Here is a 15,279-nt window from a genome sequence, read left to right on the forward strand (position 1 = left end):
CGATGACACCCCTCCCCCCTCATAACACCCTGTGAAACACGCATCGTAAAGATGGCACACTTCCTGCTTACTCCTCTTTACGGGATCGGGCTCTCCGGTCATCTTGCTTCATTTCTTAACAGGTCTGTTATTGATGAAAAAAATCGCCAGCGTCTGCCCTTACTGTGGTGCAGGCTGTAAATTAAACCTCGTTGTTGAAAATAACCGTATTATCCGTGCCGAAGCCGCAGACGGCGTAACCAATCAGGGCACCTTGTGCCTGAAAGGCTTTTACGGCTGGGACTTCCTTAACGATACCCGCTTGCTCACCCCTCGCCTGACGCAACCGATGATCCGCTACCACAAAGGCGAACCCTTTACCCCGGTCACCTGGGACGAGGCCATTCGTTATACCGCCAACAAGCTTAAAAACATTAAAGCGCAGTTCGGCCCGCGGTCCATCATGACCACCGGCTCTTCCCGGGGGACGGGCAATGAAACCAACTATGTGATGCAGAAATTCGCCCGTGCGGTACTCCATACCAACAACGTGGACTGCTGCGCACGCGTCTGCCACGGGCCTTCCGTGGCGGGTTTGCAGGAAACGCTGGGCAACGGCGCGATGAGTAATTCCATTAACGACATTGAACACTCAAAATGCCTGCTGGTTTTCGGATACAACTGCGCCGATTCCCATCTTATTGTCGCCCGCCGCGTGCTGAAAGCCCGTGAGAACGGTGCGAAAATTATCGTCTGCGATCCGCGTCGGATTGAAACAGCCCGCATTGCCGACCAACATCTGCAACTGGAAAACGGCAGCAATATGGCACTGGTTAACGCCTTTGGCTATGTGCTGCTGGAAGAGGAGTTGTACGACAAAAACTACGTCGCACGCTTTACGGAGGGGCTTGAGGCCTACCGGCAGACGGTGAAAGAGTACGCGCCAGAGAAGGTCGAACATCTGACCGGCATACCCGCCCACGATGTCCGCCAGGCGATGCGCACTTTCGCAGCGGCCCCCTCCGCGACCGTGATGTGGGGAATGGGCGTCACACAGTTTGGTCAGGCCGTAGATGTGGTAAAAGGGCTCTCGAGTCTGGCGCTGTTAACCGGTAACCTTGGTCGCCCTGCCGTCGGCGTCGGTCCCGTTCGCGGACAAAATAACGTGCAGGGAGCGTGTGACATGGGCGTTTTGCCCAATATGTTCCCCGGCTATCAGGACGTGACGGACCCGGCTATCAGGCAGAAGTTCGCCGATGCCTGGGGAATTGACGTTACGGTAATGGACGATCGCGTCGGCACGCGTATTACCGAGGTGCCGCATCTCGCCCTGGAAGGTAAAGTCAAAGCCTATTACATCATGGGGGAAGACCCGCTGCAGACCGAGGCCGACCTGGGCCTGGTGCGCAGCGGCTTTGAGGCGCTCGACTTTGTGGTGGTACAGGACATCTTCATGACCAAAACGGCGGAAGTGGCGGATGTTCTGTTACCCGCCACCTCCTGGGGCGAACACGGGGGCGTCTTTACCTGTGCCGATCGTGGCTTCCAGCGTTTCGGCAAGGCCGTCGAGGCCAGCGGCAACGTAAAGCGCGACTGGGAGATCATCAGCCTGCTGGCGACAGAAATGGGCTATCCGATGCACTACACCTCAAACCAGCAGATCTGGGATGAGATGCGCGCGCTGTGTCCGCTGTTCTACGGCGTAACATACGAAAAAATGGGCGAAATGGGCCATGTCCAGTGGCCATGCCCAACGCTCGATCACCCCGGCACACCGTACCTGTACAAAGATAATCACTTCGACACGCCAACCGGCAAAGGGCAACTGTTTGCCGCGCCCTGGCGAGCGCCCGCTGAAACACCTGACGAAGACTATCCTCTGGTACTCTGCACGGTGCGCGAAGTGGGGCATTACTCCTGTCGTTCCATGACCGGGAACTGCGCCGCGCTGCAAAGCCTGGCCGACGAACCGGGTCGGGTACAACTGAACCCGGCGGATGCGGAACAACGCGGTATCACTGACGGGCAACTGGTCTGGGTGCGTTCGCGCCGCGGTAAAGTGATTACCCGCGCCAGCCTCAGCGAACGCATCAACCCCGGGGCTGTATATATGACCTATCAGTGGTGGATTGGTGCCTGCAACGAACTGACGCAGGATAATCTTGATCCGATCTCCAAAACGCCGGAAACGAAGTATTGTGCGGTTCAGCTGGACGCCATTGAGGATCAACGCTGGGCTGAGGACTTTGCAGCATCTGCGTACCAGTCCATGAAGTCTCGGCTGATCAGTGCGGTGAATGTCTGAGAAAATGCCGGGTGGCGCTGCGCTTACCCGGCCTACGTTACGGGCGTTTATCCAATCAACAGCAGGCAGGATAAATCATCGCCGCCATTGATTTTATCAATCGCAGCGTCCATGCGGGCATCAATGGTGTTATTGTGCATGGTCTTTTCGGAGAGGCTGGGGATGGTTTTCATTACCACCTGTTGGTCGATTTCGCCCTGCATCGATCTCACGCTGAGGATGAATTTGATATAGAAAAAGTCCAGCACGATACGATAAAACTGACGCATCATCGTCGCCATGTTTTTGCCGGGGAAATAGCTGCTGTAGAGTTTGTACAGCAGGTAATTGCGTAACACGTAAGGTTCTGACAAACAGGAATCCTCACATAATTTGTGCCACTGCTGATTAATCGCGTCGAATTTTGTCTCCAGTTCCGCCGCGTCGCTAATACCGGCAACATCCAGGTATGCGGCAATTTGCTGATGCCCTTCAAGAATAAAACCGTCCCGGGCTGAATCTTTTGCAACATGCGTTCCCATGACGGACAACGCCAGATATTTCATTGCGTTTGACTTCGCCAGATGTCCGGAATCCATCAGCGATTTTCCGCTTTGCAACTCATTGAGAAGCGCTTCGTAGAAATTTTCCACTTCAGCAAATTTATTATGCAGATCAAAGTTAACGTGCTGGAGACAAAGAATAAACTGCGCCAGCGCCATCAAATTTTCTTCTATATTACGGGATGGCGACTGGATTAAATTCCAGGCGAAAAGATGGATCACCTGCTGTGTCTGCGAGACAGACTGGCGCTGCCCAATCAAATTGGTTTTATAGCCCGCCACGAGCTCATCCTGCTCCTGAAGCAGCATCGCATCCGGGTCAAACAGCACCCGCCGCACCACTTCCGGGCAGGAGAGCGTCATCGTATGCCGTGTCTCATCCTGGTAGCGAGTTGAACTCCGGGGGTAAGTGCTGCAGGTACGCGAGAGCGCCTCTTCCCCCAGATCGCGGTGGACCATGCAGAGCTTGTTTTCATCGATAAAAGGACAGTCCCCTTTTTCGTTTAACTTCACTCTTGAGTAGCTATTCTTACCCTTTCGCTGAAGGATAAGGTTCTTTTTGGCAATGGCGGCAATCTCTGTGTGCGAGGAGAGAACGTATTTCTGATGGGTTTTCTTGTCGATAGCGATTGTCCAGCCACGACAACATGACATTAAGCATTCTGGCCCAACACACTTAAACTTACAGACAAAAATCGGCTTGATGGTTTTATGAATTTGCATAGCGAAGGCGTCATTATATAAAGCATAAAAAGTACCATGACGCGCGCGCTATGCTAAAGGCGCATAACGGCGCACAAATTCAGGTAATTTACAGTATCAAAGAGAATGCGAGATAGTCACCGAGCCGGTTAGGATAACTGTTCCTCTGCACCATTCGGCGAATAAGGGCAATCAGTTCAAAATCGGTTCGCAGATTAAATTTCTGCATCATTACATACTTTTGTGTAAAAACGGTTTTATCGCTGATCTTCAGCGCATGCGCGATCTGCACTACCGATAATCCCCGGTAAAAATTGGCCATAATGCGTTTTTGCTGGGGTGATAATATTTTATGCTGACACTCTGCGCAGCTTTTTTGCTTCCAGCTGTTCCCCGCCAGCTCTGCGCGGTACCAGGCGATGAACAGCACCTGGCTTATCCGATCAAGCGAAGCACGACGCGAAATAAAAATAATATCGTTAAAGCAGGAGGGTAAGGCAGAAAAATGATATTCATCTTCCACCAATCCGATCACAATCCCTTTCTGGCGCGCCTGTAATTCGGGAAAACAGACCAGCGCCTCCCCCATACAAAACGAGAGAACGATAATATCGGCGGCACTGACGTTATCACGGCTAAGCTCCGCCTCGAAATGAATCTGCTGTTTAAAATTACGCAAAAAGAATTCCACAAAGAAACACTGCAGCCCATGGTGAAAAAATTGGTCTGTCTCTTGAATCAGAATATTCAACATAGCAAATACCGATGTGGGTCAGTCAATAAGCGTTATTAACGCGCGGGATTGTTAATTGTATTGCATGGTCATCACAACAACGGCGCTGACACTGCCCGGCGTCGCGCCACCGGTTACAGATTTTACCGAAGCCTGCATGGCCATGGTCGCCGTTCTGTCCGGCGCAATATTTTGCGTTATGCTGGACCCGGTCCCCTTCAGCGTTCCCGTTGCGGCCTCACGCATGGCTATCGCCACGTTTGTCGCCGAGCCGCTGTTCATGTAGTAGTCCGCACCGGCCGCCGGATCGGGGGTGCCGGTGAACGAGACCGTGACGCTTCGGGTCCCCGCCGGGCACTGGGTAAATTGCAAATTAAACGGCACCGGATCGGATGTCGATCCCGGCGTCGCCATATTAGTCGCCTGTATATTTCCAAGATTAATATCCAGGTTTGCGCTCCCGCCATTAAATACGCAGGGCGAGGCGATGATATTTCCCGTCACGCCCAGATTAACGCTATCAGCTGCAATGACGTTCCAGCTGAATGCAAGGAGGAACATCCCTCTCCTGAAGGGTAATTTCATCATTTCACCTGTTACTGGTAGGTCAAATTAAGGGTGGCGGAGGCGTTTGCCGAGCCGGACTCAACGGATGTTAATGTCTGGAAATAGCGTGCCGTTAACGGAAGCGTCTCCTGCCCGCCTGCAGACTGTTTTAATAAAAGACGGCTGTTTAACGTCAGCGGCGAGCCGTTATAGAGAAGCTGCACGCCAACGCCTTTTGCGGTGCCGCTGTTTCCCTGCCCTGTTAATGCCATTACGCTGGTATTCGCACTGTCCGGGTTCTGTATTCCGCTCAGGGAAACCGAAATATTGGTGCCAACGCTGCAGTTCAACCCGAGGTTTTGCGTATTCTGCGCAACTGCTGGCGTGGTGCCCACCACTGAGCCAAATGCTGCGGCCGAAATATCACCAATCGGGAACGTCAGCTGCGGCGTGGTGATGGTGCAGGCCAGCGCGTTGATTGTGCCGCCGGTCAGCTGCACGGTTAACCCGTCACGGTAAATACCGTCGCTGCCCTGCAGCGTCACCGCCCCTATGGGGCCTGGCGTTAAGGCGCCGGACGATACCGGGCCAGTCACCACCAACTCGACCCAGCCCCCGTACCAGACCACATACGAGGTCTGCGCACTATACGAGAACGTATTGCTCGGGTTCTCAAAATAGGCATTTGATGAAAGCCGAATGCCAATCCCGCTAACGTTGGTGTTGTAAACATGATTGCCGTAGCTGCTCAGCGCGGCATTGTTGTATCGCATGCTAAAACCCAGCATAAGCGGATTAGTACACCCGCTAAGGTAGGTGCCGGTACTGCTCGCCGCGCCGGAAAAAATCACCGTGCCGACAGGCGCATCGCGCTGAACATTAATTGTGCCCACCGACAGCGTAGAAAGCTGAGGCGTAATGGTGGTGCAGGTCCCGGCCCGGGCGATATGCCATGCACAAAGACAGCACAGCAGTAATAACATGTTGATCCGTTTCATCTTAATGCTCCCGGCGACACGAGACGCTGATGTCCGTGATGCCGCCGTATTGCGCTCTATTCGGCAAGCTAAAATCTGCCCGACACTGCTGGTGAGGTTGATGTCCCCATGTTGCCAGGACCGTGCCCTGGTCGCGCAGGCCGGTTAAATAGACCTGGCCGCGATCGCCCACGATAAAGCTGCTCTTGTCATCATCCGCCAGGGTAACAACCGCGCCAAACGGCACGAACTGCTCAGGCGTCGTCAACGTCATCAGCACCCGGCGTCCGACTTTGGACAAATAATCGGCTTTTACCACCGCGCCGCGCGTAGGCGTGACCGTGCGGGTGTTGATCTCCAGTTCCACATCGTCAGGCATATTTTCCGGATCGAGAGTGAGATCGTTTTTGCGGTATACGGAGAGGTTATTCACCACCGTATAGCCCCGGAAATCCGTTCGCACGCCGGACTGATTACGAATATTCACGCCGTGCGCGCCCGGGGCTTTGATTAACGCGTTGGTTTCCCCCAGCGGCTGAGACAGCGTCACGCCATCAGCATGCGCGAGGATCCCCCCCTGCAAACCATAGCTAAGGCGCTCGCTATGTTTGTCGTACCCATAGCCCGCCGTAACTTCCCCGTACGTGCCTTTATAGTCGCCGTTGAGCGTACCGGTATAGCCCACGCCATCCGTACCGTAACCCTGCTGGATATTCCAGCTCAGGGCGCTATTGTCGAGGGCCACCCCGTTCATGCCGATACTGTGCGTCGTGCCACTGTTCTTGCTGGCGTTCAGGCCATAGTTAGCCCACGTCTGCGGCAGAAATTTATCCAGCGGTACGCTAACGGTCAGCGCCAGAAGCTGGTCGTTAGCGTAGGTCTTTATCTTTCCACTGCCGGACGACGGGCTGCCATTTTTGCTGTATGTCCAGCTCACGCCATAGCTGATGTTGTGCCAGTCATTGTTGTAGCCGACACTCCACGAGGCCATGGGTCTGTCATCGTTCCAGTAATCTTCCCGCGCGGCGCTGAGCGTCAGCGCGCCCCGGTCACCGCCCAGCGTCTGGCTCATGGTGAGCTCCAGGCGGTTACGCCGTCTGTCCTGAAGTGCGCCGCTGTTCCCCCAGGAGTCCAGCACGTCCTGGAGTCCGTAATAGCCGCGCGTTGAATAACGGTACCCCGCAATCGAAAAGTTGGTGCCGGTATTAATAACGTTCTTGCTGTAACGCGCTCGCCAGGACTGCCCCTGCGTTTTTGCAGTATTGGCCGGCGTTGACCAGGCCTGGGTGACATCGACGGAAAGCGCGCCGAAGTCCCCCATGTTTTTACCGGCTCCGACCGCAAACGACTGGTATTTGCTGGCCCCCTGCACCCCGCCATAGATCGTGATGCCCTTCTGAAGCCCATAAATCGCGGCGATCTGCCCGAACGGGGTTTTCTCGACGCTGCTGTTGTAGGCGCGATACTGTCCACCGGTGAGGGCATATTTCAGTCGCCCTTCGCGCTGCAATACCGGTACCGAGGCATACGGCAGCGTGAAATGCTGCTCGCTGCCATCGGCCTCTTTGATGGTCACGTCTAAATCGCCCGCGCCGCCGGTGGGATACATATCGTTAATTTCAAACGCGCCCGGCGCCACGTAGCTTTGGTAGATCTGATAGCCATTCTGGCGAATCACCACCTGAGCATTGGTGCGCGCGATCCCGCGGACCACGGGGGCATAGCCTTTCAGGGAGTCCGGTAACATGTCATCATCCGAGGCCAGCTGAACCCCGCGAAAAGGCACGCTGTCAAAGACATCCGCCGGGGCGGAACTGTCCCCAAGGGTAAGCTGCGCTTTCAGGGGAATAACGGCACGTTGCAGATAGCTGTAGACCGTGTCCCATCGATCTTTCCCCGCGCCATCCCGTGACCAGGTGGTGTAGTTGCGTAGACGCCACGGGCCAATATTTATCCCCGGACGCAGGTTCGCATACTGGCTGTTGCTGCTGGCCCCCTCACCCGCTTTCGCCCGGCTGTTCGCGCCGCTGAGGCTGTAATTGAGCATGGCTGCCGTTATCCCCTCATCCCACATCTCCGGCGGCACATAGCCTCTTGCCGGCAGATCGATGGCGGCCTGCGGAATACTCAACACCAGACGCTGGGCACCAAACTGGAAATCGGCACTGGCCTGGGGAATCGCCTGAAGATTGACGCATTCACCGTGTCCTGCACTGAGCGCAGGAAATAATGCCGTTTTCACCCCCCAGCGTTTTAATTGCGCAAGACTCAGACAAGGCTGCAATGACGCATCGCCGTTGTCGGCTTTGCTCGCGGTAAACTGAATATCCCCCGTCTCCAGAAACGCGTCGTCGACAATAATATCGACATGGTAGATCCCCGGTGCCTGCGAGCCTGATTCAAAGGCCGACAAATCGGCTTTATCCATGCCTGGATTATCCAGCTCAATTAATTCGGAGTTAAAGGCAACACTGGCGTAGAGCGAGGTTGAGGATCCGCCAAACGCTAAGGCGATAAACATCGCCAGGCGTGCGGGTATCATTGTGTTATTTACCGTCATTGCGAATTACCGGGTTAATGCAGGCGTTGCCGTTTGTGAAAGGATCACAAACTGGCTTGATGTAATACGCCGGGACTGCCATAGTCGTTGATAATTTTAAACGTGAGTAAATTTCCCCTTGCCTCATTGGGTAATACAAACCGGGCTGAGGCGCCGGGTAACACGTAGGTCACATCGTCCAGCTTTTTCCCCCCCAGCGTAATTTCATTAAAATTGACGACATATTGCGTGGGGTTGTTGACCTGAATTTCATTCCCGGCTCGTTGCCAGGTTAATTTATTAGCCTGTTCTTCTGGCGTAGACGCCCGCAAACTTTCTGGCCGGTAGATCAGTTTGATGCGCGTTTTCACTGCTATTTGCAGGGCGTTCGTCTGTTTTGATGCCGAAGGGATCGCTTTAATATTCAGCCAAAATAAACTTTCCTGCTGCTGAGGCAGTGCGCCCGCCATCACAATTCGCTCGACGTTTTTTTGCCCGCCATCCAGTCGGTATAACGGTGGTGTAATAATAAAAGGCGCTTTACCTGAATTACCTTCCGGCGTATCTATCCATGACTGAATTAAATAAGGCGTCGCGTCAGGATTATTAATGCTTATTGACGCCTCTTTTTTTGTCCCATCGAAAATGATACGGGTGCCGCCAATAATCACTCCGGCCTGCGCTGTGCTCAGCGTCAGTGCTGACAGCGCTACGGCCAGTCCGGTTGTGTTGATAAAACGCATTGTAAACCTCATACCACAAAGGGGCCGGGCTGGCCCCCTGCACATTGCTGCAAACGATTAGTTGTAAATCACGGAGAAGTTAGCGACAGAATTCGCCGGACCGGCGGTGACAGTCGCTGCGGTGGAAATATACTGAGCGTAGAAACTCAGGGTATTATCCACGGTGCTGCTCAGCACATAGCTATAGCTGTTGCTGCCGTGAAGCGGCAGATCCGCCTTATCCGCACTCATCAGGTTGATTGCCACTCCGGTCGCCGCTCCCGCCGCGGACGAATCAATCGCCAGCAGGCTGGAATTGGTGGCATCTGGCGTACCATCAAAGCGAACCTTCGCGTTGGTCACCGTCACCGGGCAATTTTTCAACACGATATTAAATTGCGTGGCTGCGGTTCTGGCCCCGGTGGTTGGAAACTCGGTCTTATAATAATCACCTAATACCACCACCTGGTTCTGCGAAGCCACATCGACGTCACAGGCGGAATCCAGAATATTTCCGTTAAAATTAACGGTACCTGCTGCGGCGAAAGCGTGGGTTGCTGTCAGGGCGGAACCCACTGCCAGCAGGGTTATCATCATTTTATTTTTCATCATCAAATCCTGTATCACTTTATTTATTACTGAAATCCAGATTACATAATTCGGGCTTCATCAGCCGATGACCGAAATTTATACAACTCTTTTTCGGCACACAATCTATTTTGAGGTCTAGCTGTAGACTTCTCTTTAACAAAATAAATACATTTCAGTTTTGAAATTTCTTAAGCCTTTCTATTTTCAGTCTACTTTTAGACCCCTAATTTACGTCCTTAGAATTCATATAATTAGGCTCGTCATTTACTGCGGTCTATTTTTGGACCCGTCTTAAATATTCCACGACCCGCTGTTTTTTAAGATAATTCTCTATATCGATCAAATAATGATCGCGTCCGTGAATGAGGTATCTGATGAACACCCGAATGGCTCCCAGTCTCGATAATGAAAAAGCCACCGTGCTTACGGCTAAACCCTATAAGCACATCGAGAAATTAATTGATCATCTTCTTCCGCTGGCAGAGAGGCGCATACTGTCCCGGGGGGAAGTGCTCCACTATTATGCAAACGACGTGCGTCAGTGTTTTTTATTGCTCCAGGGCAGCGTGGCGTTGCACCGTCGGGGAGATGGCATCGTCTTAAATTCTGAATCCGCGCCGTTTATTCTTGGCGTGAGTAGCCAGTTCTCCTCAGAGCACCTGTATGTCAGGGCGCTGGAGACCTCCGAACTCGCCGGGGTTTCGCTGGAGCGTTTTAACGGCGTGATTGCGCAACACAATTTGTGGGAGCCGTTTTCGCATCTGCTGATCTATACCGCCTCCCGGGTCTATGAGCACTGCTCGCGGATCTCGCAGATGTCGGCCTATGACATCATCCGTTTTCAGCTGGTTGAATTGATGCAGGAGCCCGAAGCAATACGGCTGAACACCACGGCGGCCGCCTATATACAAAGTCGCACCTGGCTTTCGCGTAGCGGGATAATGCGGATCCTGGCCGAGCTGCGCACCGGGAAGTACATTACGATGGAGCGCGGCGTGCTGCTTGATGTCCACCATCTGCCGCGGAAATACTGATTCAGGTGATGTCGGTAATAAGGAGTAACGCTATAATCAGAAAGACGATTCTTTCAGGTTCAGGTTATGTCCTCCACAGAAAAACCCCATCGTGGTTCTCCCTATGCGCAAGCGCTGATTACGCACTTACAACCTTACTCTACTGTCCGTCATCTCGATCGCGGGGAGCAGCTGGATCTGGTGGTTGATGGCCGGGGAATGAGTTATTTGATTCTGGAAGGGACCGTTGCCATTTACCGACGCAGCGACAATCTGATGCTGTCGACCGCGAAAAGCCCGGCGTTATTTGGAGTGGCTAATATTAATGACATCTTTTTTGACGACTACCTGAAAACGGTGACCCCCTGCAAGATTGGAACGCTGACCGCAGAGCAGCTCCACGTCATTATTCAAGAGAAGGCGCTGTGGGGGTTGATATCAAACCACCTGATGTTTATGTACAACCGGCTCTATAACACCGTCATGCCAAAGGGTGCCCCGACGGCCTATGAGATGATCCGCCAGCAGCTGATGTTATTAATGAATGAAGATGAATCTTATCGCCGGGAGATAACCGCAGAACGCTACATTCGCGATAAAACCCAGCTTTCCCGCAGCGGCGTGATGCGTATCCTGGCCGATCTCAAAACAGGGGGCTTTATTGAAATGGAAGATGGCAGGCTGATTAAAATCAATAAACTTCCCGCCCGGTACTGAATTGCAGACACAAAAAAGGCCGCGCTCGCGGCCTTTTCACTCTCTCAATGGACGTGAACGCCCAAGCGCCAGGCAAAATAGATCTCTTCTTTCAGTTCATTCGAAGAGAGCGCCAGCAAATCTGTAAACTCCAGTTCAAGCTGTTTCAGCTTTTTCAGGTACTGCGCCGGAGACAGGTTGCTGTTATCGCGACGTAAATATTCAAGTGCCAGTTGCGTTGGGGTTATTTCAGTATCCATGATGTCCTCACTTGTGTACAAATCCTGACCAGTATATCACAACACCCTGGCGAGATTTTGACCAAATGCAAAAACATCAGGAAATTTACACCACCGCCGTGGTCAGCCTGGATGAGCAGCACAGCCGATCCTGCTCATCGAGAATATCAATCTGCCACACCTGATGACGGCTACCGGCGTGCAGCGCGCGGCAAATACCGCGCACGCGCCCGCTGCGCACCGAGCGAATATGGTTGGCGTTCACCTCAAGCCCGACGACCTTCTGCTCCCCTTCGGTGCAGAGATACCCCGCCACCGAGCCCAGGGTTTCGGCCAGCACCACGGACGCACCGCCGTGCAGTAAACCAAACGGCTGGTGCGTACGATGATCGACAGGCATGGTGGCCTCCAGATCGTCTTCCCCAATGCGGATAAACTGGATATCCAGCAACCCGACCATATTCCCCTCGCCCATGGCGTTTAACGCCTGTAGCGTGACGGCACGTTTCCAGATCATCCGATAATCTCCAGTAAAGCCTGTAACGGATGGCGTACCCCGTTACCTTCAACACGTTTCACCTGGCTGCGGCAGGAGTAGCCCGTTGCCAGGCAGCGGTTTCGCGGCAAGCGCTGCATCGCCTGATGCCATGACAGCTCGTAAATACCGAGCGAGTTGGCGTGATTCTTCACTTCATGCCCGTAAGTGCCTGCCATGCCGCAGCAACCGACGCTGACGCTCTCAAGCTTCGCGCCAAAGCGGGCAAAAATAGAGGCCCATTGCGCAGGTGCGCCCGGCAGCGCGGTGACTTCGGTACAGTGGCCAAACAGGTACCACGGCTCACCGCTGACCTCCATGGCGCTGGTCTGCTCGAGGGCCGCCGGCAGCCACTCGTGCACCAGCATAACGTGGAACGCCCCGCGTTTATCGCCCAGCGTCTGCTTATATTCATCGCGATAGCAGAGCACCAGCGCCGGATCGACACCCACCATCGGCATGCCCAGCCCGGCGACCCGGTTAAGGAAATCAGACGTTTTTTGCGCCGTTTTCGCGAAGCGGTTGAGGAAGCCTTTAATGTGTTGCGCCTTACCGTTAGGTGAGAACGGCAGAACCACCGGCTGATACCCCAGTTTTTCCGCCAGACGGACAAAATCGGCCACCACCTGCGCGTCGTAATAGCTGGTAAACGGATCCTGCACCACCAGCACCACCTTCGCTTTTTGCTCAGGGCTTAACGCCTCAAGCTGCTCCAGGGTCATGTTTGCCGAGCGGTGCCCCACCAGCTGACGCTGCAGCGACGGCACCGAGAGCAGCGGCAGATCCACCATTCCGATATGTTTTTCGGAAAGCTTGCGCACCAGCGGCTGATTGATAAAGAAGTTGAACGTCTTTGGCGCCCGGGCCATCAGCGGGGCATAGCTCTCCACCGTTGCCACCAGATGGTCGCGCATCGGGCGCAGATAGCGCGTGTGGTAGAGCTGCAGGAAGCGCGAGCGGAACTCCGGTACGTCGATCTTAATCGGGCACTGGGTCGAACAGGCTTTACAGGCCAGGCAGCCGGACATGGCCTCTTTCACCTCATGGGAGAAATCATACTCGCCCTTATTCGCATGCCAGCTGTTGCGGGTGCGCTCTATCAGGGAACGCAGGCTGGCCCGTTTTTCCGGCAACTCCTGCTCCAGCTTGAGCGGGTCGATACCGCGATCGGCCAGCAAACGCAGCCATTCGCGTACCAGCGTCGCACGCCCTTTTGGCGAATGAATGCGGTTGCTGGTGATTTTCATCGACGGGCACATCGGGCTTTTCACGTCGAAGTTAAAGCACAGGCCGTTGCCGTTACACTCCAGCGCCCCGCGCCAGGACGCGCGCACGGCAATCGGGATTTGTCTGTCGTACGTGCCGCGCTTGACGGCATCCACCTGCAGCATGGGCGCGTCCACCCCCTCCGGCGGACAAATTTTCCCCGGGTTGAGACGGTTATTGGGATCGAACGCCGCTTTGACCTTGCGCAGCTCGCCGAAGAGTTGTTCACCGAAGAACGCCGGGCTGTACTCGGCGCGGAACCCTTTTCCGTGTTCCCCCCACAGCAGGCCGCCATATTTCGCGGTTAAGGCCACCACCTCATCGGAGATCTGTTTCATCAGGATCTCCTGCTGCGGATCGCACATGTCCAGGGCCGGACGCACATGCAGCACCCCGGCATCAACGTGGCCGAACATGCCATAGCTCAGGCCGTGGCTGTCCAGCAGTGCACGAAATTCAACGATATAATCCGCCAGATGCTCAGGAGGGACGCAGGTATCTTCCGCAAACGGAATCGGCTTCGCGGCGCCTTTGGCATTGCCGAGCAGCCCCACCGCTTTTTTACGCATCGCGTAGATACGCTCAATGCCGGCCAGGTCGTTACAGAGCTGCCAGCCAATGACCCCACCTTCGCCGTGGGCGATCAGTTCATCAAGCCGCTGACAGAGCGTGGTCACCTGGCTATCGATAAGTTCTGCATCGTCTCCGGCAAATTCAACGATGTTAAGCCCAAGCATCTCTTTGTCCGGCACATCGGTAATCAGCTCCCGCACCGAGTGCCAGACGATATCTTCCCGCGCCAGATTAAGCACCTTCGAGTCAACGGTTTCCACCGACAGCGCCTGCGCCTCCACCATAAACGGGGCATTACGCAGCGCGGAATCAAAGGAGTCATATTTGACGTTCACCAGGCGGCGCACTTTGGGCAGCCGGGTGATATCCAGCCGCGCCTCGGTAATAAACGCCAGCGTTCCTTCGGAGCCGGTCAGCACACGGGTCAAATCAAACTGGGTCAGTTCGTCGTTAAAGACGTGACGCAGGTCGTAACCGGTGAGGAAACGGTTCAGTTTGGGGAATTTGTCGAGGATCAGCTGGCGGTTATCGCGACAGCGTTCCAGCACGGTGCGATAGATGCGCCCGCTTGCGGTGTTCTCTTTACCCAGCGTTTCAGCCAGCTCAACCGGCACAGGCTGGGTATCCAGGATATCGCCGCCCAGCAGCACCGCCCGTACGCCCAGAACATGATCGGAGGTTTTTCCGTAGACCAGCGAACCCTGCCCGGAGGCATCGGTGTTGATCATACCGCCGATGGTTGCCCGGTTGCTGGTAGAAAGCTCGGGCGCAAAAAAGTAGCCGTAGGGCTTCAGATACTGGTTGAGCTGATCCTTAATCACGCCCGCTTCAACGCGAACCCATCCCTCTTCAGGATTGATCTCGATGATGCGGTTCATATAGCGCGACATATCAATGATGATGCCCTGGTTCAGGGCCTGGCCATTTGTTCCGGTGCCGCCGCCGCGCGGGGTGAACACCAGAGCGCTAAAACGCTCTTGCGTCGCCAGCCGGGCAATCAGCGCCACATCGGCCGTTGAACGTGGAAAGACGACTGCATCGGGAAGAAGCTGGTAAATACTGTTATCGGTCGCCATCGTCAGCCTGTCGGCATAGTTCGTGGCGGTATCACCTGTAAAACCCTGTTGCTCCAGTGCCTGCAAAAAATTAAGCACCAGCTGAACGACGCCAGGTGCTTGAGAAATCTGTGGGATCATGACTGTCGACCCTAATTAGAGTAGTGTGAAATCGTTTGCGTTGTGTCTGGAAAGTTTTATCACATTTTTTTCTTATGTGCTTCGCTGAATTACGGGCAAAATCCGCCTGTCAAAAATCGCTGATA

At 54.3% G+C, this 15,279-nt stretch carries 13 protein-coding genes; 3 read left to right on the plus strand and 10 right to left on the minus strand.

All coding sequences use genetic code 11. The features are described from left to right. Positions 1 to 133: 133 nt before the first annotated feature. Positions 134 to 2,284 (plus strand): formate dehydrogenase subunit alpha, encoded by a 2,151-nt coding sequence (gene fdhF, locus APU11_RS09710; protein ID WP_058651502.1) that lies wholly within the window; start codon positions 134 to 136, stop codon positions 2,282 to 2,284. 47 nt (positions 2,285 to 2,331) lie between these two features. On the opposite strand, the gene fliB is transcribed toward fdhF, so the two are convergent. From fliB to APU11_RS09745, 7 genes are all read right to left on the minus strand, one after another. Further along, entirely contained in the window at positions 2,332 to 3,549 is a 1,218-nt protein-coding gene (fliB, locus tag APU11_RS09715) for a flagellin lysine-N-methylase (protein ID WP_058651501.1), read from the minus strand. 88 nt (positions 3,550 to 3,637) lie between these two features. Further along, positions 3,638 to 4,282, minus strand: a complete 645-nt coding sequence (locus APU11_RS09720; RefSeq protein ID WP_013096964.1) for a LuxR C-terminal-related transcriptional regulator — start codon at positions 4,280 to 4,282, stop codon at positions 3,638 to 3,640. A gap of 51 nt (positions 4,283 to 4,333) precedes the next feature. Then, positions 4,334 to 4,822, minus strand: a complete 489-nt coding sequence (locus APU11_RS09725; RefSeq protein WP_072200398.1) for a fimbrial protein — start codon at positions 4,820 to 4,822, stop codon at positions 4,334 to 4,336. 35 nt (positions 4,823 to 4,857) lie between these two features. Then, positions 4,858 to 5,805 carry a fimbrial protein gene (locus tag APU11_RS09730; RefSeq protein ID WP_058651500.1) on the minus strand — a complete coding sequence of 316 codons (948 nt, stop codon included), beginning with the start codon at positions 5,803 to 5,805 and terminating at the stop codon, positions 4,858 to 4,860. 1 nt (position 5,806) lies between these two features. Beyond that, a complete protein-coding gene (locus APU11_RS09735; protein WP_058651499.1) occupies positions 5,807 to 8,344 on the minus strand; it encodes a fimbria/pilus outer membrane usher protein in 2,538 nt (845 codons plus the stop codon). A 44-nt stretch (positions 8,345 to 8,388) separates the two neighbouring features. Next, positions 8,389 to 9,066: a fimbria/pilus periplasmic chaperone gene (locus APU11_RS09740; protein WP_058651498.1), complete on the minus strand. Its 678-nt coding sequence runs from the start codon at positions 9,064 to 9,066 to the stop codon at positions 8,389 to 8,391. Positions 9,067 to 9,123: 57 nt separating this feature from the next. Further along, entirely contained in the window at positions 9,124 to 9,654 is a 531-nt protein-coding gene (locus APU11_RS09745; RefSeq protein WP_058651497.1) for a fimbrial protein, read from the minus strand. A 356-nt stretch (positions 9,655 to 10,010) separates the two neighbouring features. Here APU11_RS09745 and APU11_RS09750 point away from each other — a divergent pair, with 356 nt between their 5' ends. Both APU11_RS09750 and APU11_RS09755 read left to right on the plus strand, forming a co-directional pair. Beyond that, positions 10,011 to 10,670: a helix-turn-helix domain-containing protein gene (locus APU11_RS09750; RefSeq protein WP_013096970.1), complete on the plus strand. Its 660-nt coding sequence runs from the start codon at positions 10,011 to 10,013 to the stop codon at positions 10,668 to 10,670. Between the two features lie 66 nt (positions 10,671 to 10,736). After that, positions 10,737 to 11,366 carry a helix-turn-helix domain-containing protein gene (locus tag APU11_RS09755; RefSeq protein ID WP_013096971.1) on the plus strand — a complete coding sequence of 210 codons (630 nt, stop codon included), beginning with the start codon at positions 10,737 to 10,739 and terminating at the stop codon, positions 11,364 to 11,366. 44 nt (positions 11,367 to 11,410) lie between these two features. On the opposite strand, the gene APU11_RS09760 is transcribed toward APU11_RS09755, so the two are convergent. The 3 genes from APU11_RS09760 to APU11_RS27680 form a co-directional block, all read right to left on the minus strand. Next, on the minus strand, positions 11,411 to 11,605 hold the full coding sequence (locus APU11_RS09760; RefSeq protein WP_040019758.1) for a YdiH family protein: 195 nt from the start codon (positions 11,603 to 11,605) through the stop codon (positions 11,411 to 11,413). Positions 11,606 to 11,690: 85 nt separating this feature from the next. Beyond that, positions 11,691 to 12,101 (minus strand): 1,4-dihydroxy-2-naphthoyl-CoA hydrolase, encoded by a 411-nt coding sequence (menI, locus tag APU11_RS09765; protein WP_023620692.1) that lies wholly within the window; start codon positions 12,099 to 12,101, stop codon positions 11,691 to 11,693. Next, positions 12,098 to 15,154, minus strand: a complete 3,057-nt coding sequence (locus APU11_RS27680) for an FAD-binding and (Fe-S)-binding domain-containing protein (protein WP_020688342.1) — start codon at positions 15,152 to 15,154, stop codon at positions 12,098 to 12,100. Before APU11_RS27680 ends, menI begins: the two co-directional genes overlap by 4 nt. Positions 15,155 to 15,279: the final 125 nt, after the last annotated feature.

This window comes from Enterobacter sp. 50793107 (genome assembly GCF_001463365.1).
Lineage (GTDB): Bacteria > Pseudomonadota > Gammaproteobacteria > Enterobacterales > Enterobacteriaceae > Enterobacter > Enterobacter cloacae.

What these genes read in the sequence shown, in the direction of transcription:
- APU11_RS09720 (WP_013096964.1), bottom strand. Translation starts at nt 4,282, where the DNA reads ATGTTGAATATTCTGATTCAAGAGACAGACCAATTTTTTCACCATGGG.
- menI (WP_023620692.1), bottom strand. Translation starts at nt 12,101, where the DNA reads ATGATCTGGAAACGTGCCGTCACGCTACAGGCGTTAAACGCCATGGGC.
- APU11_RS09745 (WP_058651497.1), bottom strand. Translation starts at nt 9,654, where the DNA reads ATGAAAAATAAAATGATGATAACCCTGCTGGCAGTGGGTTCCGCCCTG.
- APU11_RS09740 (WP_058651498.1), bottom strand. Translation starts at nt 9,066, where the DNA reads ATGCGTTTTATCAACACAACCGGACTGGCCGTAGCGCTGTCAGCACTG.
- APU11_RS09750 (WP_013096970.1), top strand. Translation starts at nt 10,011, where the DNA reads ATGAACACCCGAATGGCTCCCAGTCTCGATAATGAAAAAGCCACCGTG.
- APU11_RS27680 (WP_020688342.1), bottom strand. Translation starts at nt 15,154, where the DNA reads ATGATCCCACAGATTTCTCAAGCACCTGGCGTCGTTCAGCTGGTGCTT.
- fdhF (WP_058651502.1), top strand. Translation starts at nt 134, where the DNA reads ATGAAAAAAATCGCCAGCGTCTGCCCTTACTGTGGTGCAGGCTGTAAA.
- APU11_RS09730 (WP_058651500.1), bottom strand. Translation starts at nt 5,805, where the DNA reads ATGAAACGGATCAACATGTTATTACTGCTGTGCTGTCTTTGTGCATGG.
- APU11_RS09735 (WP_058651499.1), bottom strand. Translation starts at nt 8,344, where the DNA reads ATGACGGTAAATAACACAATGATACCCGCACGCCTGGCGATGTTTATC.
- APU11_RS09760 (WP_040019758.1), bottom strand. Translation starts at nt 11,605, where the DNA reads ATGGATACTGAAATAACCCCAACGCAACTGGCACTTGAATATTTACGT.
- APU11_RS09725 (WP_072200398.1), bottom strand. Translation starts at nt 4,822, where the DNA reads ATGTTCCTCCTTGCATTCAGCTGGAACGTCATTGCAGCTGATAGCGTT.
- fliB (WP_058651501.1), bottom strand. Translation starts at nt 3,549, where the DNA reads ATGCAAATTCATAAAACCATCAAGCCGATTTTTGTCTGTAAGTTTAAG.
- APU11_RS09755 (WP_013096971.1), top strand. Translation starts at nt 10,737, where the DNA reads ATGTCCTCCACAGAAAAACCCCATCGTGGTTCTCCCTATGCGCAAGCG.